This window comes from Azospirillum agricola (genome assembly GCF_020005195.1).
Taxonomy (GTDB): domain Bacteria; phylum Pseudomonadota; class Alphaproteobacteria; order Azospirillales; family Azospirillaceae; genus Azospirillum; species Azospirillum agricola.
In genome coordinates this window covers 81,852-105,309 of record NZ_JAIFZR010000007.1, presented here as the reverse complement: position 1 = coordinate 105,309, position 23,458 = coordinate 81,852, and the positions used below count along the sequence as shown (strand labels likewise).

Genomic DNA, 23,458 nt, shown 5'->3' with positions numbered 1-23,458 from the left:
GTTCTCCAGTGACGTTTCCCCCAGTGACGTTTCCCCAGTGACGTCCCCTCGGCTCCCGCGTCCCCCAATCGGACAAATTGGCGGCGCGGGGGCCGTCTTTTTCCTTCCGGAGTGTTCCGTGATGCCCGACAGTGCCGCCTTCCCCGTCCAGCCCGCCTCCCTGCCGTTCTACCAGCCGGTCGCCGACGAGTGCGCGCTGTTCGAGCACGCCTTCAACCACCGCCTGCCCCTGCTGCTGAAGGGGCCGACCGGCTGCGGCAAGACCCGCTTCGTCGCCCACATGGCGGCCCGGCTGGGGCGCCCGCTCTACACCGTCTCCTGCCACGACGACCTGACCGCCGCCGACCTGACCGGGCGCTACCTGCTGAAGGGCGGCGACACGGTGTGGACCGACGGACCGCTGACCCGCGCCGTGCGCGAGGGCGCCATCTGCTACCTCGACGAGGTGGTGGAGGCGCGCAAGGACGTCACCGTCGTGCTGCACCCGCTGACCGACGACCGCCGCATCCTGCCGCTGGAGCGCACCGGCGAGACGCTGGAGGCGCCGGACGGCTTCATGCTGGTGGCGAGCTACAACCCCGGCTACCAGAACGTCCTGAAGGCGCTGAAGCCGAGCACCCGCCAGCGCTTCCTCGCCGTCGAGTTCGACTTCCCCAAGGCCGATCAGGAAATCCCCATCGTCGCCGCCGAGAGCGGCCTGCCCGAATCCCGCGTCGCCCCGCTGGTCCGCCTCGCCAACGCGCTGCGCGCGCTCAAGGGCCAGGATCTGGAGGAGGGGGTGTCGACCCGCCTGCTGATCTACTGCGCGACGCTGATCCGCTCCGGCATGAAGCCCGAGCGCGCCATCCGCGCCGCCCTGATCGAGCCGCTGACCGACGACGCCGACGTGCGCGCGGCGCTGCTGCGCGTCGCCGACGTCACGCTCGGCTGACCCCAATCCTGTTGAAGCTGCCCTGATGGAGCGGTCATGATCGCGTTGTTCGAGCCGGAGGAAACCGTCGGCCGGCTGTGGCATCGTCTGGTCGGCAACCGGTCGAGCTACCCGCGCCACCCGGAGGCGGCGGTGACGCTGGAGTCGCTGCGCCCGCGCCTCGCTGTCTTCTTCCGCGCGCTGGGCGGCGACCGCGGCGTGCGGCTGTCCTCGGGCAGCGCCGCCGGGTCGGACCACCGGCTGTCCCTGATGGCCCGCATTGGGCTGGGGACCGAGCGGGTCGAGCGGCCGGTGCTTGACGGCGACGTGCTCCAGCTTCCGGCGGCGATCGACCTGTTTCCCGATCCCCGGATGAACGAGCGGCTCTATGAATGGCTCGCCGCCTACTTCGCCCACGCCGAGCCGGCGGTGCCGGCCGGCGACCCGTTGCAGGCCGACCTCCAGGCGCTGCGCGACGCCGCCCGCACCACGGCGCGGGTGCTGGCGCGCTGGCCGGGGCTCGCCGCCCATCACGCGGAACTGGCCGCCGCCGTCGCCGCGATCCGCCCGGTCCGCCGCCTGCCGCCGGTCGAGGCCGCCGTGGAGCGCGCGACGCTCGTTCTGCTCGGCGCGGCCGACGCCGACGCCCAGGTCGAGCGCATGCTCGATCCCGCCTTTCCCGTAAGCGCCTTCCCGGCCCCCTTCGAGTACCGCCGGTTGCTGCCGGTGCCGCTCTGGGGGCTGGCGACCGGGATGGCGGACAACGACGCGGCGACCGCCGACGACGGCCCCATCGAGAGCCCGGCGGCGCAGGAGGGCGACGGGCGCCGCCGCAAGGCGACCCGGCGGGCGACCGACCAGATCAAGCGCGACGATCCGCTGATCCTGAACCGCTTCGAGAAGATGCTGAGCCTCGCCGAGGCGCTGAACATCCCGCGCGCGGTCGACGACGACGACGCGGACAACGCCCGCAAGGCGGCCGACGATCTCGACGAGATCGCCGTCGGCACGCACCAGCGCAAGGCGTCGACCACGCTGAAGCTCGACCTCGATCTGGCGCCGCCGGCCGTCGACGTCACCCCGCTCGCCGCCACCCTGACCTATCCGGAATGGGACCATCGCCGTCACGCCCACCACCCCCACCATTGCCGGGTGATCGCCGAAACCGCCCCGGCCGAGGGCGAGGCGTGGCAGCCCGACGAGACGGCGCTGCGCCGCATCCGGCAGGTGCGCCGCCAGTTCGAGGCGCTGCGTCCGCGCCGCATCCTGTTCACCGGCCAGAGCGACGGCGAGGAGCTGGATCTGGCGGCGCTGGTGCGCAGCCGCGCCGACCTGCGCGCCGGCGGGGCCGGCAGCGACCGCGTGCATTGCCAGGCCCGCAGCGCGGCGCGCGATCTGGCGGTGGCGGTGCTGGTCGACGCCTCGCTGTCCACCGACGGCTGGATCGACGGGCGCCGCGTGCTCGACGTGGAGAAGGAGGCGCTGCTGGCGCTGACCCACGGGCTGACCGCCTGCGGCGACGACCACGCGCTCTACGCCTTCACCTCGAAACGGCGCGACTGGGTGCGGGTGCAGACGCTGAAGGGTTTCGGCGAGCCGCTGGGACCCACGGTGACCCGCCGCATCGGCGCGCTGAAGCCCGGCTGGTACACCCGCATGGGTGCCGCCATCCGCCACGCCGCCGCCCGGCTCGCCGAACGGCCGAACCGCCACCGGCTGCTGGTGGTCCTGTCGGACGGCAAGCCGAACGACATCGACCATTACGAGGGCCGCTACGGCATCGAGGACACCCGGCAGGCGATCCGCGAGGCCCGCAAGGACGGGCTGGCGGTGTTCGGCATCACCATCGACGCCGAGGCGCGCGACTATGTGCCCTATCTGTTCGGGCGCGGCGCCTACGCGATCTTCCCGCAGGCCGCCCACCTGACCAAGGCGTTGCCGGCGCTCTACCGGCAGGTCGCCGGCAACCCGTGACCCGGCGCGCACGGCCCCGGACGAAACCGGCGCGCTTCAGGGTCTCTGCATCCACAAGGTGGCGGCGATCGTGCCGTCCGGCGTGCCGCCGTCGCCGCCGCACTCCCGTGTGACGTCGTAGAGCCCCTGCGGGCGCCGCGTCGACAGGGCGTTCAGCGCGTTGCGGACCGGGGCCTTGGCCGGATCGCCGGACAGCGTCCCGGACAGGCAGAACCAGATCCCCTCCGCCTGGACGCCGTAGGACCAGGACAGCCCCGCCACGGCCGCCGGCAGGCTGCCGTGGGCGGGAAACAGCGCCGTCCGCCACGCGTCGGCGGCGGGGGCGGCCGCTCCCGTGGCCTGCCGGCTGCGGAAGGCGCTTTCGAGCGACGAGAAGCCGGCGTCGGCCTGGGAGGCGAGACGGTTGGCGGTCGCAGCACCAGGGTTGACGTACTGGATGCCGCCCGCCACCGCCATGGCCATCAGGGCGATGGCGAACACCGCCTGGACGATCGGCATCAGCGGGGCGTCCGTGGCCGGCGCTTGGCGGGGGGGGAGGGGATCGGCGCGCGCGGCTCCATCCCCGCCGCCTCGCTGCCGAAGACCCGGCGCAGTTCGGCGGCCGTGGTCAGGCCGGCGTGGAACTTGGCGACGGCGTCGTCGAACAGGGTCGGCCAGCTCCGCCCGCCCTTGGCGGCGGCGACCACGGCGGCGGGATCCTCGAAGACCGCGCATTCGCTGATGGCGGTGCGCCCGGCGTAGCCGCTCTCGCCGCAGGCGGCGCAGCCGGCGCCGTTGCAGTCCTGGCAGGTGGCGCGGATCAGCGACTGCACCATGACGCCGCGCAGCAAGCCCTTGATGTCGTGGGCCGGCACGCCGAGATGGCGCAGCCGGTCGATGGCGCCGTTGACCGAGCCGGTGTGCAGCGTGGTCAGCACCATGTGGCCGGTGTCGGCGGCGCGCACGGCCATCTGCGCCGTCTCCTCGTCGCGCACCTCGCCCAGCACGATGACGTCGGGGTCGGCGCGCATGAAGGTGCGGACGACGCGGGCGAAGTCGAGCTTCACCGCCGGGTTGACGTTGACCTGCCCGGTGTAGGCCATGCGGTACTCCACCGGATCCTCGATGCTGTAGATCGCCCGGCCCAGCCGGTCCATCTCGCGCACCGTGGCGGTCAGGGTGGTGGATTTGCCCGAGCCGGTCGGGCCGCAGACCAGGCACAGCCCATGGCGGCGGTCCACCGCGCGCCGCCAGTCGGCGACCCGGCTCAGCCCCAGCGTGTCGAGGTTGGGCTGCACCCGCTCGGCGTCGAGGATGCGCATCACGATGATCTCGCCGTCCACCGAGGGCACGGTGGTGACGCGCAGATCGACCGGCCGCCCCTGGTGCTCGACCTCGAAGCGGCCCTCCTGCGGCAGCCGCCGTTCGGCCAGATCCATGCCGGAGCGGTCCTTGATGCGGGCAGCGAGCGTGGCGGCGGGGGCGGCGGCCGTCTCGTCCATCAGCCGGCGGATGCCGTCGACGCGCAGGAAGACGCTGCATGTCTTGCGGCGCGGCACGATGTGGATGTCGGACGCCCCGGCCTCCACCGCGCGGGCGACGAGCTGGCCGACCGGGTCGCCGTCCTCTCCACCGTCCTGGCTGCGGCGGACTCGGTCGAGGAACTCGTCGTACTGGTCGGGGACGAAGGCGCTGAAGCGGATCGTCTTGCCGGGGTAGTAGGCGGCGACCACCCGCTCGGCCACCGATTCCTCGTGCAGGGTGGCGACCTGCACCGTCTCGGCGTTCAGGCCGGTGACGATGATCGCGTGGCGCTCCAGCAGCGGCAGCGGGATCGGCGTGCCGCCGAGCGCGGTCGGCGTCTCCAGCGCCGTCTCGTGGCTGACCTGCGCCTCGTTCAGGTCGGCGCGGGCGAGGAAGCCGTTGCGCACCAGGATGGCGCCCAGCGGCTCGCCGGTCACCCGCTGCTCGGCGAGTGCGGCGTCGAGGATGCCGCGCGTCACCAGCCCCTTGCGCAGCAGATAGCCGGCCAGCTCCTCGCGGAAGGCGGCGGATGGCTTCAGGACCGGCATGTCCAGCTCGCGCGGTTGGCAACGGCGGCGGCGGCCACGTTCGGCTGGGCCAGCGCGGCCATGGCACCGCCGGCGGCGAGGCGCCCGACGTCGCCTGCGGCCACCGCCGGCTGGGCGAACAGGGCGCCCTGGGCGCAGCGCCCGCCGGGCGCCGACCAGATCTGGGTGTTGGGGTCGGCGATGACGTGCGAGCCGCCGAGGTCGAGGACGGCGGCGCTGCCCGGCCGCGCCGACGGGCCGCCGACGACCGAGGCCTTCATTTCCAACTGGCCGTTCTCCACCACCACGCCGAAGGGCATCCCGTTGTCCATCGCCACGTCGGTGCGGTCGAGGATCGCCCGCCCGCCGCCGCTGCGCAAGGCCGCCATCGGCAGCCCGCGCCCGCGCACCTGGAGAAGCGGGCGACGGTTCTCCGCCGTGAAGGTGACGGCCGCACCCAGCGTGGAGACCAGCGCGCTGCGCCCGGCGCCGACCGTGGCGTCGACCACCGCGTCGCGGAACAGCGCGCTGCCGCCGTCGACCAGCACCCCGTCGCCGCCGGGGGCCGACAGCGCCAGCCGCCCGCCGGCGACGTCGAGCCGGGCATGCGCCACCCGCAGGGCGGCGACCCGGCCGGTGGCGATGGCGTTGCTGCCGGCGAAGGTGAGCTGGGTGCCGGGCAGCGCCTCGACCGGCATCTCGAAATTGATGTTCTCGACCCGCGCGTCGGTCGGCAGGCGCAGGGCCTGGTCGGGCGGGCTGGTCGCCAGCACCACGCCGGCGCCGTCCCCCTTCAGCACAAGCCGCAGCGCGCGGCCGCCGCCGCCCGGCGGATCGGTGGCCAGCGCCTGGACGAGCGCCGCCGGGATCTCGTGGCGGCCGGGCGCCAGCCGCAGCACCATGGTCGCCGGCCGGGTCGCCTGCCAGTGGCCGAGCGCGGCCGGCAGCGCCATCGCGTCGGCCGGCGTGGTGCCGCTGGCGTCGCCGAGCGCCGCCGGGGCCACGTAGCGGGTGACCGTCGCCGAGGCGGCGAGCGCCGCCAGATCGGCCGACGCGCCGCGGGTGACGGCGACGGCGCTGCCCTCGGCGGCGGCGATCTGGCCGTCCTTGAAGGTCAGGGCGGCGCAGTCGGGCAGGGCGGTCGAGCCGATCGGCGGCGCCACGATGGCGGCGACGACCCCGGCGCGCGCCAACTCCGCCGGGGCGGCGGGGGCGGCGGCAACGTAGCTCCGGCCGCCCGCCGCCGTTCCCGGCGGCCAAGCGGCGGTCTGCACCTGCGACGCCGCGCGGTCGGCGGCGGGGGCGAAGACGCAATAGCCGTAGACCGCGCCCCAGGGTGTCCGCGTGCCGGGCAGCAGCCAGCGCGGCAGGGTGCCCGCCGGCTGGACGGCGGCGGCCTTGGCGGCGGCTTTCCTATCGCTGGTGTTCTGCGCCTTCGCGGCCTGGGTTCCGGCCGGTTGCGGTGGCGGAGCCTCGGGGGCCGGCGGGCTGGCGACGCCGTCGTTGTCGAGCGTGCGCAGGTTGGCCTCGACCAGGGCGGCGAGGCGGTGCATCTCGGCGGCGCTGCGCTGGGCCTGGCTGATGCGGTTGGAGGCGTCCACCATGGTGTAGGCGGTGTAGCCGGTCGTCGCCACCAGCGAGATGGCCATGATCGTCATCAGGATCAGCGAGGTCACGGCACGAATCCCCGGGGCAACGGCCTGTCGGCGCGCACTCTACCCCGCCGCGCCGTGTGGAACCAATCCCGGCGGCGGTGGTGCGCCCGCATCAAAAAAACGATCGCCCCGGCCGAAAGGGACCGGGGCGACAGCGTCAGGCGTTACGGAGGGTGCTTAGAACTTGTAGTAGGCCACGAACTTGTTGTCGTCGGCCGGCGACGCGCCGGCGACGTTGTTCAGCGTCAGGGCGGAGGCGGTGGTGACCTGGACGCAACCGAACTTGTAGCCGGTGAAGGCGGCAACGAAGGCGGCCTGGGTTCCCACCGAGAGCACCAGACCGGTGCCGGGCGCCGCCAGCGTGCCGGTGGCGCTGATCTGGCCGCCGGCGCGGGCGATTTCCGTGCATTGCGACAGGGCGGTGCTGGTCAGCACCAGGAAGACGCCGCCGTTGGCGAAATTGGAGTTGATGGTCAGGCCGGACGCCGTTGCGGGGTTCGTCAGGTCGAGCGCGATGCGGGATGCGCCGCCGCCCCAACTGGCGGCGATGGTGGGCGCCGTCGGCACGGCGGCGAGATAGCCGGTGCCGATCAGGTCCGTCTGCGTCGCCGCTCCGGTCATGGTGGGGAAGGTCGCGCCGGCCGCGGCCAGGGTGGTGGTGTTGCCGTTGGAGGCGTAGAGCACCCAGGCGGCGTCGACCTGCGACAGCGACTGGATGATGCCGACGGCGGCGGCCTTCGGGCCTGCGCTCGTGAAGGCGGTGCCGACATAGAACACGCCCGCGGCGCCCATCACGGCGGTGAGGGCGACGGAAATGATGACCGTCAGAATATTGAACATGGGGGTCCCTTGAAAATGCCGGCACGTTGTTCTTCAGCGGGACGCGGAAAGTCGCGCTTCCGAATCGCTCCGGAAACTATTTCGAGTCCAACCATCCTGATTCCCACTGTTGAGGATTTCAGTGCAAAACTGTTTATGACTCGTTAATCTCGCGGCCTCGTTGATTTGAGTACGGATGATAAAACCGACGTGGGCACCGGGGGCGACCTTCGGCGATGCGTCACGCGGCACCCTCCGGTCTGGAGGCGAGGCATTCTGGATGGTGCACCAAATCACATTTTTGGTATCCCAATCCGCTTGACCGCCGTGTCGGCGACCGCCACATTGCGCCTGTGTGCGGCCCCACTTTTGCTCGGAATCGGTGATGCAGCCTGAGAAACCAAGCCGGGTCTCGGAAATGCGCCAGATCCTCGAACAGGAAATCCTGGACGGGGCGATCCGGCCCGGAGAGCGCCTCGACGAGCGGGCGCTGGCCGACCGCTTCGGCGTGTCGCGCACGCCGGTGCGCGAGGTTTTGTCGCAGCTCGGCTCGACCGGACTGGTGGCCATCCGGCCGGGAGCCGGGGCATCGGTGGTCCGCATGTCGGCCAAGCAACTCGTCAACATGATGGAGGTGCTGATCGAGCTGGAGGCCCTGGCCGCCGGCCTCGCGGCGCGGCGCATGGGAATGGCAGAGCGCGGCCGGCTCGCCGCCGTGCACGAGGAGAGCCGCGCCGCCGCACAGGCCGGCGACATCCAGGATTACGACCGGCTGAATCGCGAGCTTCACGAGCTGATCTACGCCGGCAGCCGCAACGAGCACCTGGAGCAGCAGGCGAAGTTCATCCGTGGCCGGATGCGCATCTACCGCCAGTATCCATTCCAGCACACCGCCCGCCCGCTGAAGTCCTACAACGAGCATGACCTCGTGGTGAAGGCGGTCCTCGAAGGCGACAGCGACGCCGCCCGGACGCACATGCACGGCCACATGACCGTCGGCGGCAGCATCTTCGTCGACATGGTCGTCGGCATGCCGGCAATCGGCGACACCGAATAGCGCTTGGCGTCTTCGTTCCGATCGCAGCGGCCCGCCGGCTCTCCGGGCGGGCCGCTTTGCATTTGCGGGCATCCCGGTCCACCATACGGCGGCCACGGATTGTTCGCGCCCCCATCTTTTTCAGATTGCATTCCATAAATCGCGTTTGGTATACCATTCGGCGTGAACGGAACGGTCCAGACCGAAATTGGTATCCTTTCACCACGAGCGGAAAACATGACACCGGGAGACAGGATGAGCGGTTCTCCAGAAACCGGAGCGGACGCGGCGGGGACGACGCCCGTGCTTACGACGGACGGCGCGGTCGCGACGATCCGCTTCAACCGCCCCCGGCAGCACAACCGGCTTGATTCGGCGGACATCGCCGCCCTGCATGAGCGGATCGAGTCGGCCGAGGCGGATCCCGCTCTGCGCGTCCTCGTGCTGACCGGCAGCGGGCCGAGCTTCTCGTCGGGCTACGACCTGGGCGCCGCGCAAAACTCGGAGCGCGCCGCTCCGGACGCGGAGTCCTGCGACGACGGCGAGGTCGCCTTCTCCCGCCTGTGCGACCGGGTCGAGGCGATCCGCATGCCGACGGTCTGCGCCCTGAACGGCGGCGTCTATGGCGGTTCCACCGACCTGGCGCTCGCCTGCGACTTCCGCATCGGCGTGACCGGCATGCGGATGCGCATGCCCGCCGCCCAGCTCGGCATCCATTTCTACCCGGGCGGCCTGCGCCGCTACGTGTCGCGGCTCGGCCTCGCCACCACCAAGCGGCTGTTCCTCACCGCCGAGACGATCGGGGCGGAGGAGATGCTGAGGGTTGGTTTTCTCGACCAACTGGTCGAGCCCGACGGGCTGGACGCCGCGGTGGCGGAGCTGGCCGGGCGCATCGCCGCCTGCGCGCCGCAGGCGACCGCCGGCATCAAGCGCTCGCTCAACGAGCTGGCGCGCGGCACGCTGGACGACCGGGCGGGTGAGGCGGCCTTCCGCGCCAGCCTGCATTCCGACGAGTTCGCCGACGCCCTGAAGGCCTGGTCGCAGCGCCGACCGTCCTGAACTGCTCCTCCAGGCCGGCAACCGACAACAGAGAACCGAGACGACCCATGGCCGATCAGACCCTCGTCCCCACCCTGGATCCCCACGCCCTCGCGCGGGATCTGTCCGGTCTTCTCCTGATCGACGGCGCGCTGCGCCCGGCGCTGTCGGGAGCGACCTTCGACGTCGTCAACCCGGCGACCGGCGACGTTGTCGCCACCGCCGCCGAGGGCGGCGAGCGCGACGTCGACGTGGCGGTGACGGCCGCCGCCAAGGCCCAGCGGGAGTGGGCAGGCCGTTCGGCCCGCGAGCGCGGCAAGCTGGTCGCCGAGGCCGGCCGCCGCCTGACCGCCCACGCCGAGGAGATCGGCCGGCTGCTCGCCCTGGAGACCGGCAAGGCGATCCGCACCGAAAGCCGGGTCGAGGCGACGCTGGTCTCCGACACGCTGGCCTTCTACGGCGGCCTCGCCTCGGAGCTGAAGGGCGAGACGGTGCCCTTCAGCCCCACCATGCTGACCTTCACCCAGCGCGAGCCGATCGGCGTCGTCGGCGCCATCATCCCGTGGAACGTGCCGCTCTATCTGATGGCGCTGAAGATCGCCCCGGCGCTGGTCGCCGGCAACGCGGTCGTCGTCAAGTCGGCCGAGGAAGCGCCGCTCGCCGCCCTGCGGGTCATCCAGGTGATGAACCAGGTGCTGCCGGCCGGCGTGCTGAACATCCTGTCGGGCGACGGCCCCGGCTGCGGCGCGCCGCTGGTCGCGCATCCGGGGGTGGGCAAGGTCACCTTCACCGGTTCGGTCGAGACCGGCAAGATCATCTCGCATCTGGCCGCCGACAAGCTGATCCCGGTCACGCTGGAGCTGGGCGGCAAGAGCCCGATGATCGTGATGGGCGACGCCGACCTCGACCGCGCCATCGACGGCGCCGTCGCCGGCATGCGCTTCACCCGCCAGGGCCAGAGCTGCACCGCCGCCTCGCGCATCCTCGTGCACGAGAGCCTGCACGATTCCTTCGTGAGCCGGCTGAAGGCGAAGGTCGACGCCATGACCATGGGCGACCCGCTGGACGAGGCGACCGACATCGGCACCATCATCTCGCCCCAGCAGTTCGAGCGGGTGCGGCGCTACATCGCGCTCGGCGAGGCGACGGCCGGCGCCACCGCGCACCGCTGCGCCGCCCTGCCGACCGACGAGCGGCTGACGCGTGGCCTGTTCGTGCAGCCGGTGATCTTCACCGGCATCCCCAACGACCACGCTCTGGCGCGCGAGGAGATCTTCGGGCCGGTGACCTGCGTGATCGCGTTCCGCGACTACGAGGAGGCGCTGGCGATGGCCAACGACAGCGACTTCGGCCTCGCCGCCACCATCTGGACGCGCGACCTGCGCACGGCGATGGACGCGACCCGGCGGCTCCAGGCCGGCTTCGTGCAGGTGAACCAGAATCTGGTCGTGCAGCCGGGCCTGTCCTACGGCGGCGTCAAGCAGTCGGGGCTGGGCAAGGAGGCGTCCTTCGAAGCGATGCTCGACCACTTCACCCACAAGAAGACGGTCATCATCAACATGACATGACCCTGACCTGAACCAGGAGCCGGCGCGGCAAGCCGGCCAAACGGGAGGAAAGCACCATGAAGACCCCCATTCTCGCCGCCGCCCTGGCGACGGCGTCGCTGGCGGCCGCCGGAACCGCGCAGGCCGGCCCGGACGCCATCCGCATCGGCGTGCTCAACGACCAGACCGGCCTCTACGCCGACTTCGGCGGCGTCGGCTCGGTCGAGGCCGCCAGGCTGGCGGTGGAGGAGTTCGGCGGCACCGTTCTCGGCAAGAAGATCGAGATCATCACCGCCGACCACCAGAACAAGCCCGACATCGGCCTGACCATCGCCCGCGAATGGTTCGACGTGCAGAAGGTCGACGCCATCGCCGAGATGACCAATTCGGCCATCGCCATCGGCGTGCAGAATCTGGCGAAGGAACGCGGCCGGATCACGCTCGCCACCGCCGCCGGCACCACCCGCCTGACCAACGAGGACTGCTCCCCCACCAGCTTCCACTGGATGTGGGACACCTACTCGCAGGCGACCGGCACGGCGCGCGCCGTGCTCCAGGGCGGCGACAAGAGCTGGTTCATGCTGTCGGCCGACTACGCCTTCGGCCACCAGATGGCGGCGGAGCTGTCGAAGACCGTGCTCGAGGGTGGCGGTACGGTGGCCGGGCAGGTGAAGCACCCGATCGGCAGCGCCGACTTCTCCTCCTTCCTGCTCCAGGCGCAGGCGTCGAAGGCCCAGGTCATCGGGCTGGCCAACGGTGGCACCGACACCTCGAACGCGATCAAGCAGGCGGCGGAGTTCGGCATCACCGACAGCGGACAGAAGCTGGTCGGGCTGGCCGTCATGATCAGCGACGTGCACGCGCTCGGCCTCGCCAGCGCCAAGGGGCTGATCGCCACCGACGGCTATTACTGGGACCGCGACGAGGGCAGCCGCGAACTGGCCCGCCGCTTCGAGGCGCGCATGAAGCGCAAGCCCAACATGGTGCAGGCCGGCGTCTATTCCGCCGTGCTCCATTACCTGAAGGCGATGCAGGCCGCCGGCACCGACGACGGCAAGGTGGTCGCCGAGAAGATGCGCGAGATGCCGGTCGACGACCTGATCACCAAGGGCGCCAAGGTCCGCGCCGACGGCCGCGTCGCCCGCGACATGTACCTGATCCAGGTGAAGACCCCGGCCGAATCCAAGGGCCCGTGGGACTATTACAAGATCCTCCGCACCATCCCGGCGGAACAGGCGACGATGCCGCTCAGCGAGAGCAAGTGCTATCTGGTCAAGAAGAGCTGAGGCCCGCGACCGTCTCCCAAGGCAGCTTTGCCCTCTCCCCCCGGGGAGGGTGAGGGGGCCGGCGTGCGGAACGCGCGCCGTGAAGGGGCATGCTGCCCCTTCGCCCATCCTCTTTCGCAAACCTCTCGCCACGCATCGCCCTCACCCAACCCTCTCCCCAGGGGGAGAGGGCTTTGCAGGCCGTACCGATCGACTCCCAGAAGGACTGAAACCATGGCACGGATTGCCTTCATCGGGCTCGGCAACATGGGTCGCCCCATGTGCGAGAATCTCGTCAAGGCCGGCAACGACGTCGTCGGCTACGACATCGCCCCGGCGATGCGCGACGCCTACGCCGCCGCCGGTGGCCGCGTGGCGGCGACGCTGGCCGAGGCGCTGGCCGAGGCCGACACCGTCATCAGCATGATCCCGACCGGCAAGCACGTCCGCGCCGCCTACGAGGGAGAGGGCGGCATCCTCGCGCTCGCCCGCTCCGGCACGCTGATGATCGACTGCTCGACCATCGACGTCGACAGCGCGCAGGCGGTCAGCAAGGCGGCGTCGGCCGCCGGCTTCGTGATGGTCGACGCCCCGGTGTCCGGCGCGGTGCCGGCGGCGCAGGCCGGCGCCCTGACCTTCATGGTCGGCGGCACCGCCGAGGGCTACGAGCGCGCCAAGCCGATCCTGACTGGCATGGGGAAGAACCTGTTCCATGTCGGCGCGTCGGGCAGCGGCAACGCCATGAAGATCTGCAACAACATGATGGCCGGCATGAGCATGGTCGCCATCAGCGAGGTCTTCACCCTGGCGGAGAAGCTCGGCCTCGACAACCAGGCGGTCTACGACGTCGTTACCCGCTCGTCGGGCAACTGCTGGGCGTTGCAGGCCTACTGCCCGGTGCCGGGGCCGGTGCCGACCTCGCCGGCCAACCGCGACTACCAGCCCGGCTTCACGGCGGCGATGATGCTGAAGGACATGCGGTTGTCCCAGCAGGCGGCCAGCGCCAGCGGCGCCGCGACCCCGCTCGCCGGCAGTTCCGCCGCCTTCTACCAGATGCTGGTCGAGAGCGGCCACGGCGCCAAGGATTTCAGCGCCGTCTTCGAGCTGATTTCCGGCCGCCTCGGCCGTTCGCCGGCGGAGGGCTGAGCATGACCGGCACCACGCCCCGGGGAGGCACGGTCCAGGCGATCCGCGTCCACCAGCCCGGCGGCCCCGAGGCGCTGGTGCTGGAGGATGTCGAACTGCCGCCTCCCGGTCCGGGGCAGGCGCTGGTCCGCCACACGGCGATCGGCGTCAACCTGATCGACACCTACCACCGCTCCGCCCTGACCGGGCAGTACGCGATCCCGCGCCCGGCCGTGCTGGGCGTGGAGGCGGCGGGGGTCGTCGAGGCGGTCGGCCCCGGCGTCGGGACGGTCCGGCCGGGCGACCGCGTCGCCTACTGGATGCTGCTCGGCGCCTACGCGCAGGCGCGCCTCGTCCCCGCCGAGCGTCTTGTCCGGCTGCCGGACGGTGTATCCGACGAGGTGGCGGCGGCAGCCATGGTCAAGGGCACGACGGCCCAGTATCTGCTGCACCGCGTGCACCCGGTGAAGGCCGGCGACGCGCTGCTCGTCCACGCCGCCGCCGGCGGGGTCGGGCAGTTCCTCTGCCAGTGGGCGTCCAGCCTGGGCGCAACGGTGATCGGCACCGTCGGCTCGCCCGAGAAGCTGGCGGTCGCCCGCGCCGCCGGCTGCGAGCATGTGATCCTGTCCCGTGGCGAGGATCGGGACGGGGAGGATTTCGTCGCCCGCGTCCGCGACGTCACCGGCGGACGCGGCGTCGACGTGGTCTATGATTCCGTGGGGCAGGATACCTTCCTGCGCTCGCTCGACTGCCTGCGGCCCTTCGGCCTGATGGTGAATTACGGGCAGGCCAGCGGTCCGGTGCCGCCCTTCGACATCGGCGTGCTGGCGCAGAAGGGCTCGCTCTTCCTCGCCAAGCCGACGCTGGCGACCGTCACCCGGACCCGTGCCGACATCGAGGCGCTGGCCGACGGCCTGTTCGCGGCGCTGGAGGAGGGACGCGTCCGCGTCGCGATCTCCCGCCGGGCGCCGCTGGTCGAGGCGGCGGCGGTGCACCGCGACCTGGAAGCCCGCCGCACCACCGGGTCGATCGTGCTGCTGCCCTGAAAGAACGATCAAGCGCCAGACGGCGACTGGAACCCCAATGATGACCGAGAACCTCTACAGCCTGCTCCTGCCGTCCGACCCGCGGGACGACGCGCGCCCCGCCCTCCAGACCGGGACGGGGGCGGCGTGGAGCTACGGCGACCTGCGGCGGACGGCGGGGCGGATCGCCCGGCTGCTCCATGAATCCGGCGTCGGCCGTGGCGACCGGGTGGCGGCGCAGGTGGAGAAATCGCCGGAGGCCCTGTGCCTCTATCTGGCGACCTTGCAGATCGGCGCCGTCTATCTGCCGCTGAACACCGCCTACACCCTGACCGAGCTGCGCTATTTCCTCGGCGACGCCGAGCCGGCGGTCTTCGTCGGCCCGCCGCAGTCGGCGGCCGAGGTCGCGGCGCTCGACCCGGCCCCGGCCGGATGCCTGTTCACGCTCGACGGGGACGGCGGCGGCAGCCTGACGGCAGCCTGCCGCGACCTCGACCCGTGGGACGGCGCCGCCGACATGGCGGCCGACGATGTGGCGGCGATCCTCTACACCTCGGGCACCACCGGGCGGCCCAAGGGCGCCATGATCACCCACGGCAACCTCGGCTACACCACGCGCACGCTGGCAGGGCTGTGGGGGATCGCCGACACCGACGTGCTGCTGCACGCGCTGCCCGTCTTCCACGCGCACGGCCTGTTCATCGCCGCCAACCCGGTGCTGTTCGCCCGCGGTTCCATGCTGTTCCTCTCCAGGTTCAGCGCCGACCGCGTGATCGAACTGCTGCCGCGCGCGACGCTGTTCATGGGGGTGCCGACGCTCTACACGCGGCTGCTCGCCGACCCACGCCTGACCCCGGATCTGTGCCGGGGGATGCGGCTGTTCACCTGCGGCTCGGCGCCGCTGTCGGCGGAGACCTTTGCGCGCTTCGAGGAATGCAGCGGCCATCGCATCCTCGAACGCTACGGCATGACGGAAACCGCGATCATCACCACCAACCCGCTGGACGGCGAACGGGTGCCCGGCACCGTCGGTTTCCCGCTGCCGGGGCTGGAGGTCCGCGTCGCCGACGAGGGCGGACGGCCGCTGCCGCCGGGCGGAGAGATCGGCGGGCTGGAGCTGCGCGGTCCCAACGTCTTCAAGGGCTATTGGCGGATGCCGGAGAAGACGGCGGCGGAGTTCCGCCCGGACGGATTCTTCATCACCGGCGATCTGGCGCGCCGCGCGGCGGACGGGCGCATCAGCATCGTCAGCCGCGCCAAGGACCTGATCATCTCGGGCGGCTACAACGTCTACCCGCGCGAGGTGGAAAGCGTGCTGGGCCGCATCGAAGGCGTACGCGACGCCGCCGTCATCGGCGTGCCGCACCCCGATTTCGGCGAGGGCGTGGTGGCGGTGATCGAACGCCAGCCGGACGCTCCCCCTCCCGATCCCGCCGTGGTCATCGCCCAGGCGGCGCGCGAGCTGGCCGGCTACAAGCTGCCGAAGATCGTGGTGGTCCAGGAGGCGCTCCCCCGCAACGCCATGGGCAAGGTGCAGAAGAACGAGCTGCGCGCGCAGCACAAGGACGTCTTCACGCTCCCCGCTCCGGCCGCGCCGCGGGGCTGACGCGGAATGGCGGCCGGACCGGCCGGCCGCCATCCTCCCATCCCGGCAAGCCGGATCAGAACGGCAGCCCCACGTAATTCTCCGCCAGGGAGCCGAGCGCCTTTTCCGACGAGAACAGATACTCCAGTTCCGTCTCTTGCAGCTTCGCCTCGTAGGAGCCGCTGTCCGGAAAACGGTGCAGCATCGTCGTCATCCACCAGGAGAAGCGCTGCGCCTTCCAGACCCGGGCCAGCGCCTTGCGGGAATAGTCGTCCAGCCCCGAATCGTCCCCCTTCTCGTAGTGATCGACCATGGCGTGATAGAGGTAGTAAATGTCCGACGCCGCGCTGTTCAGGCCGCGCGCGCCGGTCGGCGGCACGATGTGGGCGGCGTCGCCGGCCAGGAACAGGCGGCCGTAGCGCATCGGCTCGGCGACGAAGCTGCGCAGGGGGGCGATGCTCTTCTCGATCGACGGGCCGGTGATCAGGGAGGCGGCGACGTCGGCGGGCAGGCGGCGCTTCAGCTCGTCCCAGAACGCCTCGTCCGACCAGTCCTCCACCTTGTCGGTCAAGGGGACCTGGATGTAGTAGCGGCTGAGCACCTGGGAACGCAGGGAGCAGAGCGCGAAGCCGCGCTCGTGCCTGGAATAGATCAGTTCCGGCGAAACCGGCTTGGTGCGGGACAGCACGCCGAGCCAGCCGAACGGATAGACCCGTTCATGCTCGCGCAGGATCTCCTTGGGGATCGACTTGCGGCTCACCCCATGGAAGCCGTCGGCGCCGATGACGAAGTCGCAATCGACGCGGACGATCCGGTCGCCGTCGCGGTAGGTGACGTAGGGGGCGTCGCTCTTCAGGTCGTGCGGCGTGACGTCGGCGGCGTCGTGGACGACCTTGCCGTCCATCCGGTCGCGCGCCTCGTAGAGGTCGCGGGTCAGCTCGGTCTGGCCATAGACGACCACCGAACTGCCGCCGGAATGCTTGTGCAGGTCGACACGGTCCATCACCCCGTCATGGGCGATGAAGAAGCCCTCGTGGATTTCCCCCTCGCGGTCCATCCGCTCGCCGCACCGCGCCTCGCGCATCAGCGCGGCGAAGCCGTGCTCCAGCACGCCCGCCCGGATGCGGGCCAGGACATGCTCGCGGCTGTGCTTCTCCAGAACGATCGTGTCGATGCCCTTGAGGTGCAGGAGCTGGGACAGGAGCAGGCCGGAGGGCCCGCCGCCGATGATGCAGACTTGGACTTTCATAACGTCTCCGATGGGTTGCCCGAGGTTGGGCCGTGTGAAATCCCCGACCATCCGCGACCGCGCCGCCGGCTGGGCCGTCCTTTGAACGGTGCCGGGGAAGCGTCCCCGCGCCGGGTGGTTCGAAAGGCGCGGCCGGGAAAGCCGCCGTTGATTGCCTCAGCGGATTGTCTGCGCTCCAGACCGTTGAAGGATAGCCGCATGCCGCATGCGGTTGAATGGACGATGCGGCGGAAAAATTGTACTATTCGGACAAATTGACGGCCGGGGAGCGGGGACGTGGAGGCGAGGCGGGCGGGGAGGGCGGACACCGCCGGCCGGGTGGCGGCGTTCGGGCTGTATGGCGAGGACGCGTCGGCCCCCGACACCGAGTTCCTGCACATCGAGGACATCCACAGCCGCAGCTCGCTCCACGCGTGGGAGATCGGGGCGCACACCCACCGTGGCCTGTTCCAGGTCGTGGTGCTGCTGGAGGGCGGGGCGCGGGTCCGGCTCGACGACCGGACCCTGGAGCTGGCGCCGCAGGGCGCGGTGGTGGTGCCGCCGGCTGTGGTGCACGGTTTCCAGTTCCAGCCGGGCAGCCACGGCTATGTGCTGACCGTGGCCGAGGCGGTGCTGTTCGACGGCGCGCGGGCGCACAACCGCCCGCTGGTCGAGGGGCTGTTCCTGGCGGCGTGCGTCGTCGATCTCGCCGCGGACGCGCCGCTTCTCGGGCGGGTCGCGGCGCTGCTCGAACAGCTGATGGCGGAGTTCCGCCAGCCGCAGCTCGGCCAGACGATGATGTGCGTGTGGCTGTCGCGCAGCGTGCTGCTGCTGCTGGAGCGGCGGCGGGCGGCGGTGTCCGGGGCCACCGGGCCGGAGCGGGTGCGCACCGAACTCTTCGCCCGCTTCCGCACGCTGGTCGAGGAACACCACACGGAGCACTGGCCGGTGCCGCGCTACGCCGCCGCGCTGGGGATCACGGAATCACGGCTCAACCGTCTGTGCCGCCGTCTGGCCGACCGCTCCGCCTTCGAGGTGGTGCAGGACCGGCTGCTTCTGGAGGCGCGGCGGCGGCTGATCTACATCGCCGCCCCGGTGTCGGTGATCGCGTACGAGCTGGGGTTCCAGGATCCCGGCTATTTCAACCGTTTCTTCAAAAAGCTGACCGGCACCACCCCGGCGGCCTTCCGCCGCCAGGCGCGCGGCGCGGAGGAATAGAGGCTCCCCGCGCCCGTCCGCCTCCTACTCCCGCGCCACATAGGTGAAGTAGCGGATGACGCCGCTGGCGTCGGTTTCGCGGTAGAGCCCTTGGATCTCGTTGTCGAAGCCGGGGAAGCGGTTGGCGCTGTCCTGGAAGACCTTCAGATAGTCGATCATCGGCCGAGCCCGTTCGCACAGCCGCTCGCCGGGGACGATGGTGGCGATGCCCGGCGGGTAGACGACCCACAGGGTGGTGGCGACGCGGCCAGCGATCTCGTCGATCGGCAGGTAATCGACCGTGTTGCGCACCAGATGCCGCGTCGCCTCGCGCGGCGGCATCGCCATCTCCGGCAGATGCCGGGGCTGGAAGATGGCGCGTTGCAGGGCGCTGGTGTCGCGCTCGCGGTAGAAGGCGTGCATCTCCGCGCACAGGTCGCGCAGGCGCCGGCCGAGATAATGGGCGCGGCGCTTGGCGACGAATTCGGGGATGACCTCCTCCAGCGGCGCGTTGTCGTCGTGCAGCCGCTTGAAGGCGACCAGCCCGCTCAGCAGCGTCCCGGCCTTGCTCGATTCGACGCCCGGCGTCAGCAGGAACAGCAGGGAGTTGAGGTCGTTCTTTTCCGGGACGATGCGGTTCTCGCGCAGGAACTGCGCCACCACCGGTGCGGGGATGCCGTGGTCGCCGTAGGCGCCGCCGCGACGGTCGAAGCCGGGGGGCAGCAGCGTCAGCTTGTTCGGGTCGGTCATCGCGTAGCCCGGTTCGACATGCCGGAAGCCGTGCCAGTCGGCGCCGGGGGCGAACTCCCAATGGCGGACCTGGGTCGCCAGTTCGTCGGTCGGCACGTCCTCCCAGGCCGTGTCGATTCCGTCGCGGGTGACGCGGTCGGGCACGAAGGGGTCGAAGAACCAGCGGCGCGCCGGGTCGCTCTCGCGCTCCGCGAACTCGCGGCCGATGGCGCGGATCTTCTTGCGCAGCTCGATGCCCAGCCGGATGGTGTCGTCCCACAGCACCTCGCCCGACCGCCCCTTCATCATCTGCGCGCCGACGTCCAGCGAGGCGAACAGCGGGTAGAAGGGCGAGGTCGAGGCGTGCAGCAGGAAGGTCTCGTTGAAGCGGCGGTGCTCGACCCGGCGGCGCTGGCCCTTGATGTGGCTGTCGCGCACATGGATCTGCGAGGCCTGGGAGAAGCTGGCGAGCTGCTTGTGAGTCGACTGGGTGGCGATGATGCCGGGATGGCCCTCGTCCAGCCCCTCCAGCCCCATGGCGAAATGGCCCTTGAACAGCGGGTGGAACTTGAGGAAGCCGGCCCAAGCCTCGTCGAAGAGGATGTAGTCGCAGAGCTTGCCGATCCGCTCCAGCATCATCTGTGCGTTGTAGATGGTGCCGTCGTAGCTGCATTGCTGGATCACCGCGGCGCGGAACGGCCGTTCGCGCTTCCAGGCGTCGGGATCCTTGACCAGGGGGTTGCGGCGGATGCGTTCGCGGATCACCTCCTCATCCAGCGCGCGCGGGTCGATCGGGCCGATCAGCCCGTGGGCGTTGCGCTCGGTCTCCAGGAAGATCGGGATGCCGCCGCCCAGGAACAGGCCGCCATGGTGGGCCGCCTTGTGGTTGTTGCGGTCGAACAGCACGAGGTCATCCTCGGCCACCAGCGCCGACAGCACGATCTTGTTCGAGGCCGAGGTGCCGTTCAGCACGAAATAGGTGCGCTCCGCCCCGAAGATCCGCGCCGCCTCCTTCTGCGCCTGGAGCGCCGGCCCCTCGTGGATCAGCAGGTCGCCCATCTCCAGCACGGAGTTGTCGATGTCGTCGCGGAACACCGCCTCGCCGAGATGCTCGACGAAGATGCGGCCGATCGGGCTGCGGTTGTAGAAGATGCCGCCGTTGTGGCCGGGGCAGGTCCACAGCTGGTTGCCCTCCTCGGCGTAATCGACCAGCGCGCCGAAGAAGGGGGTCTTCAGCGTGTCGGCGTACTGCTTCAGCCGGCTGACCAGATTCTTGGCGATGAATTCCGGCGTCTCCTCCGCCAGGAAGATGTAGCCGTCGACCTGGTTCAGCACGTCGACCGGGATGTTCTCCAGCCGCTGGCGGCGCACCAGCAGGATGATCGGCATCTCCAGCCCGCGCTGGCGGGCGAAGGCGATCAGCGAGGCCTGCTTGCCGTCGGCCCCGCGCTTGCCCCAGTCGACGATCATGCAGCCGATGGCGGCGTCGGTGCGGATGGCAAGCTCGGCGTCCTCGACCCGGCGGGCGCGCACCACCTCGAAGCCCATCCGCTCCACTTCCGACAGGATCTGCTGAAGCCGCAGGCCCTCCAGCTCGTCCACCTCGAAGGCGGGGGCGCAGACCAGGAAGTTGAAGCGGCGGAAGAAATCCATGCGAGGGGTCTCCGGGGAACGGGATGACGGAAAGGGTCGAGGGGAAGCCAGGGCGGCGGATACTCAGCCAGCGCCTCGCAAGGTGGCGGGGCGGCGGTCCTGCGGCGGCTCGCGGTCGGCCGCCCCCAGCGGGCGCTGTAGGAACACGCTGTCGGTCCAGCGCCCGAACTTGAAGCCGACCGCCCGCAGGATTCCCGCCTGCTGGAAACCGAAGGAGTCATGCAGGCGCAGCGACGGCTGGTTGGCGCTGTCGACCACGGCGATCATCTGGCGGCAGCCGGCGCGGGTGCAGGCGTCGATCAGCGCCGGCAGCAGCAGCCGGCCGATGCCGCGGCCCAGATGGTCCTTGTGGACGTAGATCGAGTGCTCGACCGTGTAGCGGTAGGCCGGCCGCTTGCGGAAGGGCGCGGCGTAGGCGTAGCCGACCACCACCCCGCCCAGCTCGGCGACGAGATGCGGCAGCCGTCGCTTCAGCATCGCCTTGCGGCGGCGCTTCAGTTCCTCCGGATGCGGCGGTTCGACGTCGAAGGGGCCGAGCCCGTGCTGGATGTGGTGGGTGTAGATGTCCAGCATCGCCGGGACATCCTCCTCCACCGAGGCGCGGACACGCGCGGCCGGCGCGGAGAAGGCGGCGGACGGCAGATCCGGGGGGGTGGCCATCGGTGAGGACGGGTCGTACACGAGCGGGCATTCCCTGGACGGACGGCGTCGGCACGGCGCCGTGCCCGCGCGCACGCTACCGCAGCTCCATGACAGGCGTATGACACCGGGAGCGAGCAGGGTTCACAGCAGCGTCAGTTGATCGCCGGGCGCCGGAGGGGGCCGGAAGTCGGCGCAGTTCAGGCCGGCGTCGCGTCCGTTGAGGCCGAGGCGCCGGCACGCCATCCTGAAGCGTTGCGCCAGCAGTTCCGCGACCGGGCCGGTTCCCTTCATCCGGCTGCCGAACTGCGGCCGGTACAGCTCGCCCTCGCGGCATTGGCGGATCAGGCTGAGCACGCGGTCGGCGCGGTTCGGCGCATGCTCGCGCAGCCACTCCTCGAACAGGTCCTTGATCTCCAGCGGCAGGCGCAGCAGGATCGTGTTGGCCTGGACCGCCCCGGCCGCCGCCGCCGCCGCCAGGATCGCCTCCAGCTCATGGTCGTTCAGACCGGGGATCATCGGGCTGGCGAGCACCGCCACCGGGATACCGGCCGCCGTCAGCTCCCGCATCGCGGCGAGGCGCCGGGACGGCGCGCTGGCCCGCGGCTCCAGCCGGCGGGCGAGGTCGCGGTCGAGCGTTGTGAGGGAGAGGGCGACGTTGACCAGCCGCCTTTCCGCCATCGGCGCCAGGATGTCGAGGTCGCGTAGGACCAGGGCCGACTTGGTGATCACCATCACCGGCTGGTTGAAGTCGCGGCAGACCTCCAGGATGGCGCGGGTGATGCGCTGTTCCCGCTCGACCGGCTGGTAGGGGTCGGTGTTGGCGCCGAGCGCCAGCGGCTTGCAGACGTAGGATTTGGCCCGCAGCTCCGTGGCCAGCAGCTCGGCCGCCCTGGCCTTGCGGAAGATCCGCGTTTCGAAATCCAGCCCCGGCGACAGGCCGAGATAGGCGTGGGTCGGCCGGGCGAAGCAGTAGACGCAGGCGTGCTCGCAGCCCCGGTATGGATTGACGGATTGTTCGAAGACGATGTCCGGCGAGCGGTTCCGGCTGATGACGGTCCGGGCGGAATCGTCGAACAGCAGGGTCCGGGCCGCTTCCCCCAGGATTTCGTTGTCGCCCCAACCGTCGTCGCCGAGCACGCGCACCTCGCGCTCGTAGCGCGAGGTCGTGTTGCTGATCGCTCCGCGCCCCTTCTGGGCCTGTCGCCGGCTCTCGTCCATGAGCGCGAGCGTAGGCGAGAGGGATCGGAACGTAAAGGGAACATTTGCCCGGATCGGGCGTCGCTCCCCCTCGGATCGGGCGTCGCCCTAGGATGAGGGCGCGATCCCTCGCAGGAACAGGTCCACCACCCTGGCGACGAAGGCGCCCCGTTCCTCCTCGGGTGGCAGCGGGCACTGGCCCATGACCAGCGCGCAGTAGGGCCCCCCCTGCATCGCCGCCATGAATTGCAGCGCGACGAAGGACGGATCCTCGGTCCGGATCAGGCCGCGCTCGGCCAGACGCTGGAACAGGGCGACGAAGGCCGCCATGCCCTTTTCCGGCCCGGCCTGGAAGAACAGCCGGGCGATTTCCGGCTGTCGCGCCGCCTCGCCAAGCACCGACTGGTGGACACGGATCGCCGCGTCGGACCAGAGCAGGTCGACGAAGCGCCGGCCGATCACCAGCAGGATGTCGCGCAGTGGCAGCGCGTCGAACTCGTCGGGCTGGAAGCGCATCCCCCGCCGGTCGCATTCGTCGGTGATGGTCGCGGAGAACAGCTCCTCCTTCGAGGGGAAGCGCGTGTAGAGCGTCGTCTTCGACACCCGAGCCCGCTGCGCCACAAGGTCCATCGACAGGGCGGCGTAGCCCATCTCCAGGATGATCTCGCGCGAGGCGGCCAATATCTGCTCGGCCTTGGCGTCTGGCTTGGAATCAGCCGGCCTGGAATCGGGCGGCTCGAACTCGGAAGGCGGTGTCAGGGCGTTGGCGGTTGGCTGCACTGAACTGTACCGTTCACTCTTGA

The 23,458-nt window shown here is 70.8% G+C and carries 19 protein-coding genes; 10 read left to right on the top strand and 9 right to left on the bottom strand.

Annotated features, from left to right (window positions below; genetic code table 11):
* Positions 1-121 precede the first annotated feature (121 nt).
* Both JN22_RS30445 and JN22_RS30440 read left to right on the top strand, forming a co-directional pair.
* Entirely contained in the window at positions 122-931 is an 810-nt protein-coding gene (locus tag JN22_RS30445) for a CbbQ/NirQ/NorQ/GpvN family protein (RefSeq protein WP_085557674.1), read from the top strand.
* A gap of 36 nt (positions 932-967) precedes the next feature.
* A complete protein-coding gene (locus tag JN22_RS30440) occupies positions 968-2,884 on the top strand; it encodes a nitric oxide reductase activation protein NorD (protein WP_085557673.1) in 1,917 nt (638 codons plus the stop codon).
* A gap of 36 nt (positions 2,885-2,920) precedes the next feature.
* Here the strand turns inward: JN22_RS30440 and JN22_RS30435 are convergent, their stop codons facing one another.
* The 4 genes from JN22_RS30435 to JN22_RS30420 all read right to left on the bottom strand — a co-directional run bounded on the left by JN22_RS30435 (position 2,921) and on the right by JN22_RS30420 (position 7,409).
* A complete protein-coding gene (locus JN22_RS30435) occupies positions 2,921-3,382 on the bottom strand; it encodes a hypothetical protein (protein ID WP_085557672.1) in 462 nt (153 codons plus the stop codon).
* Positions 3,382-4,935 carry a GspE/PulE family protein gene (locus JN22_RS30430; RefSeq protein ID WP_085557671.1) on the bottom strand — a complete coding sequence of 518 codons (1,554 nt, stop codon included), beginning with the start codon at positions 4,933-4,935 and terminating at the stop codon, positions 3,382-3,384. The genes JN22_RS30435 and JN22_RS30430 overlap by 1 nt, the downstream gene beginning before the upstream one ends.
* On the bottom strand, positions 4,923-6,590 hold the full coding sequence (locus JN22_RS30425; RefSeq protein WP_085557670.1) for a hypothetical protein: 1,668 nt from the start codon (positions 6,588-6,590) through the stop codon (positions 4,923-4,925). The genes JN22_RS30430 and JN22_RS30425 overlap by 13 nt, the downstream gene beginning before the upstream one ends.
* A 156-nt stretch (positions 6,591-6,746) precedes the next feature.
* Positions 6,747-7,409, bottom strand: coding sequence for a hypothetical protein (locus JN22_RS30420; protein WP_085557669.1), 663 nt, complete (start codon positions 7,407-7,409; stop codon positions 6,747-6,749).
* Positions 7,410-7,773: 364 nt separating this feature from the next.
* Between JN22_RS30420 and JN22_RS30415 the strand changes: the two genes are divergently transcribed.
* The 7 genes from JN22_RS30415 (at position 7,774) to JN22_RS30385 (ending at position 16,030) form a co-directional block, all read left to right on the top strand.
* Positions 7,774-8,445 carry a GntR family transcriptional regulator gene (locus JN22_RS30415; RefSeq protein ID WP_085557668.1) on the top strand — a complete coding sequence of 224 codons (672 nt, stop codon included), beginning with the start codon at positions 7,774-7,776 and terminating at the stop codon, positions 8,443-8,445.
* A 282-nt stretch (positions 8,446-8,727) separates the two neighbouring features.
* Positions 8,728-9,483, top strand: a complete 756-nt coding sequence (locus JN22_RS30410) for an enoyl-CoA hydratase/isomerase family protein (RefSeq protein WP_223677987.1) — start codon at positions 8,728-8,730, stop codon at positions 9,481-9,483.
* A gap of 47 nt (positions 9,484-9,530) precedes the next feature.
* Complete coding sequence (locus JN22_RS30405; RefSeq protein WP_085557666.1) at positions 9,531-11,030, top strand: aldehyde dehydrogenase family protein; 1,500 nt, start codon at positions 9,531-9,533, stop codon at positions 11,028-11,030.
* A gap of 56 nt (positions 11,031-11,086) precedes the next feature.
* Positions 11,087-12,295 carry an ABC transporter substrate-binding protein gene (locus tag JN22_RS30400; protein ID WP_085557665.1) on the top strand — a complete coding sequence of 403 codons (1,209 nt, stop codon included), beginning with the start codon at positions 11,087-11,089 and terminating at the stop codon, positions 12,293-12,295.
* A gap of 213 nt (positions 12,296-12,508) precedes the next feature.
* A complete protein-coding gene (gene mmsB, locus JN22_RS30395) occupies positions 12,509-13,420 on the top strand; it encodes a 3-hydroxyisobutyrate dehydrogenase (RefSeq protein WP_085557664.1) in 912 nt (303 codons plus the stop codon).
* A gap of 2 nt (positions 13,421-13,422) precedes the next feature.
* A complete protein-coding gene (locus JN22_RS30390) occupies positions 13,423-14,445 on the top strand; it encodes a quinone oxidoreductase family protein (protein ID WP_085557663.1) in 1,023 nt (340 codons plus the stop codon).
* A 37-nt stretch (positions 14,446-14,482) separates the two neighbouring features.
* Positions 14,483-16,030, top strand: coding sequence for an AMP-binding protein (locus JN22_RS30385; protein WP_223677986.1), 1,548 nt, complete (start codon positions 14,483-14,485; stop codon positions 16,028-16,030).
* Between the two features lie 55 nt (positions 16,031-16,085).
* On the opposite strand, the gene pobA is transcribed toward JN22_RS30385, so the two are convergent.
* Positions 16,086-17,258: a 4-hydroxybenzoate 3-monooxygenase gene (gene pobA / locus JN22_RS30380; RefSeq protein ID WP_085557662.1), complete on the bottom strand. Its 1,173-nt coding sequence runs from the start codon at positions 17,256-17,258 to the stop codon at positions 16,086-16,088.
* 276 nt (positions 17,259-17,534) lie between these two features.
* Here pobA and JN22_RS30375 point away from each other — a divergent pair, with 276 nt between their 5' ends.
* Positions 17,535-18,455: a helix-turn-helix domain-containing protein gene (locus JN22_RS30375; RefSeq protein WP_085557661.1), complete on the top strand. Its 921-nt coding sequence runs from the start codon at positions 17,535-17,537 to the stop codon at positions 18,453-18,455.
* Between the two features lie 24 nt (positions 18,456-18,479).
* Here JN22_RS30375 and JN22_RS30370 read toward each other — a convergent pair whose 3' ends face one another.
* The 4 genes from JN22_RS30370 to JN22_RS30355 form a co-directional block, all read right to left on the bottom strand.
* Positions 18,480-20,816, bottom strand: a complete 2,337-nt coding sequence (locus JN22_RS30370; protein WP_085557660.1) for an Orn/Lys/Arg family decarboxylase — start codon at positions 20,814-20,816, stop codon at positions 18,480-18,482.
* 63 nt (positions 20,817-20,879) lie between these two features.
* Complete coding sequence (locus tag JN22_RS30365) at positions 20,880-21,476, bottom strand: GNAT family N-acetyltransferase (protein WP_085557659.1); 597 nt, start codon at positions 21,474-21,476, stop codon at positions 20,880-20,882.
* Positions 21,477-21,599: 123 nt separating this feature from the next.
* A complete protein-coding gene (locus JN22_RS30360) occupies positions 21,600-22,676 on the bottom strand; it encodes a PA0069 family radical SAM protein (RefSeq protein WP_085557658.1) in 1,077 nt (358 codons plus the stop codon).
* Positions 22,677-22,763: 87 nt separating this feature from the next.
* On the bottom strand, positions 22,764-23,435 hold the full coding sequence (locus tag JN22_RS30355) for a TetR/AcrR family transcriptional regulator (RefSeq protein ID WP_223677985.1): 672 nt from the start codon (positions 23,433-23,435) through the stop codon (positions 22,764-22,766).
* Positions 23,436-23,458 lie beyond the last annotated feature (23 nt).

Excerpts from the sequence above, each read along its gene's own strand:
- JN22_RS30360 (WP_085557658.1), bottom strand. The coding sequence starts at position 22,676 with ATGGACGAGAGCCGGCGACAGGCCCAGAAGGGGCGCGGAGCGATCAGC.
- pobA (WP_085557662.1), bottom strand. The coding sequence starts at position 17,258 with ATGAAAGTCCAAGTCTGCATCATCGGCGGCGGGCCCTCCGGCCTGCTC.
- JN22_RS30365 (WP_085557659.1), bottom strand. The coding sequence starts at position 21,476 with ATGGCCACCCCCCCGGATCTGCCGTCCGCCGCCTTCTCCGCGCCGGCC.
- JN22_RS30385 (WP_223677986.1), top strand. The coding sequence starts at position 14,483 with ATGATGACCGAGAACCTCTACAGCCTGCTCCTGCCGTCCGACCCGCGG.
- JN22_RS30370 (WP_085557660.1), bottom strand. The coding sequence starts at position 20,816 with ATGGATTTCTTCCGCCGCTTCAACTTCCTGGTCTGCGCCCCCGCCTTC.
- JN22_RS30445 (WP_085557674.1), top strand. The coding sequence starts at position 122 with ATGCCCGACAGTGCCGCCTTCCCCGTCCAGCCCGCCTCCCTGCCGTTC.
- JN22_RS30390 (WP_085557663.1), top strand. The coding sequence starts at position 13,423 with ATGACCGGCACCACGCCCCGGGGAGGCACGGTCCAGGCGATCCGCGTC.
- JN22_RS30430 (WP_085557671.1), bottom strand. The coding sequence starts at position 4,935 with ATGCCGGTCCTGAAGCCATCCGCCGCCTTCCGCGAGGAGCTGGCCGGC.
- JN22_RS30435 (WP_085557672.1), bottom strand. The coding sequence starts at position 3,382 with ATGCCGATCGTCCAGGCGGTGTTCGCCATCGCCCTGATGGCCATGGCG.
- JN22_RS30405 (WP_085557666.1), top strand. The coding sequence starts at position 9,531 with ATGGCCGATCAGACCCTCGTCCCCACCCTGGATCCCCACGCCCTCGCG.
- mmsB (WP_085557664.1), top strand. The coding sequence starts at position 12,509 with ATGGCACGGATTGCCTTCATCGGGCTCGGCAACATGGGTCGCCCCATG.
- JN22_RS30420 (WP_085557669.1), bottom strand. The coding sequence starts at position 7,409 with ATGTTCAATATTCTGACGGTCATCATTTCCGTCGCCCTCACCGCCGTG.
- JN22_RS30415 (WP_085557668.1), top strand. The coding sequence starts at position 7,774 with ATGCAGCCTGAGAAACCAAGCCGGGTCTCGGAAATGCGCCAGATCCTC.
- JN22_RS30400 (WP_085557665.1), top strand. The coding sequence starts at position 11,087 with ATGAAGACCCCCATTCTCGCCGCCGCCCTGGCGACGGCGTCGCTGGCG.
- JN22_RS30440 (WP_085557673.1), top strand. The coding sequence starts at position 968 with ATGATCGCGTTGTTCGAGCCGGAGGAAACCGTCGGCCGGCTGTGGCAT.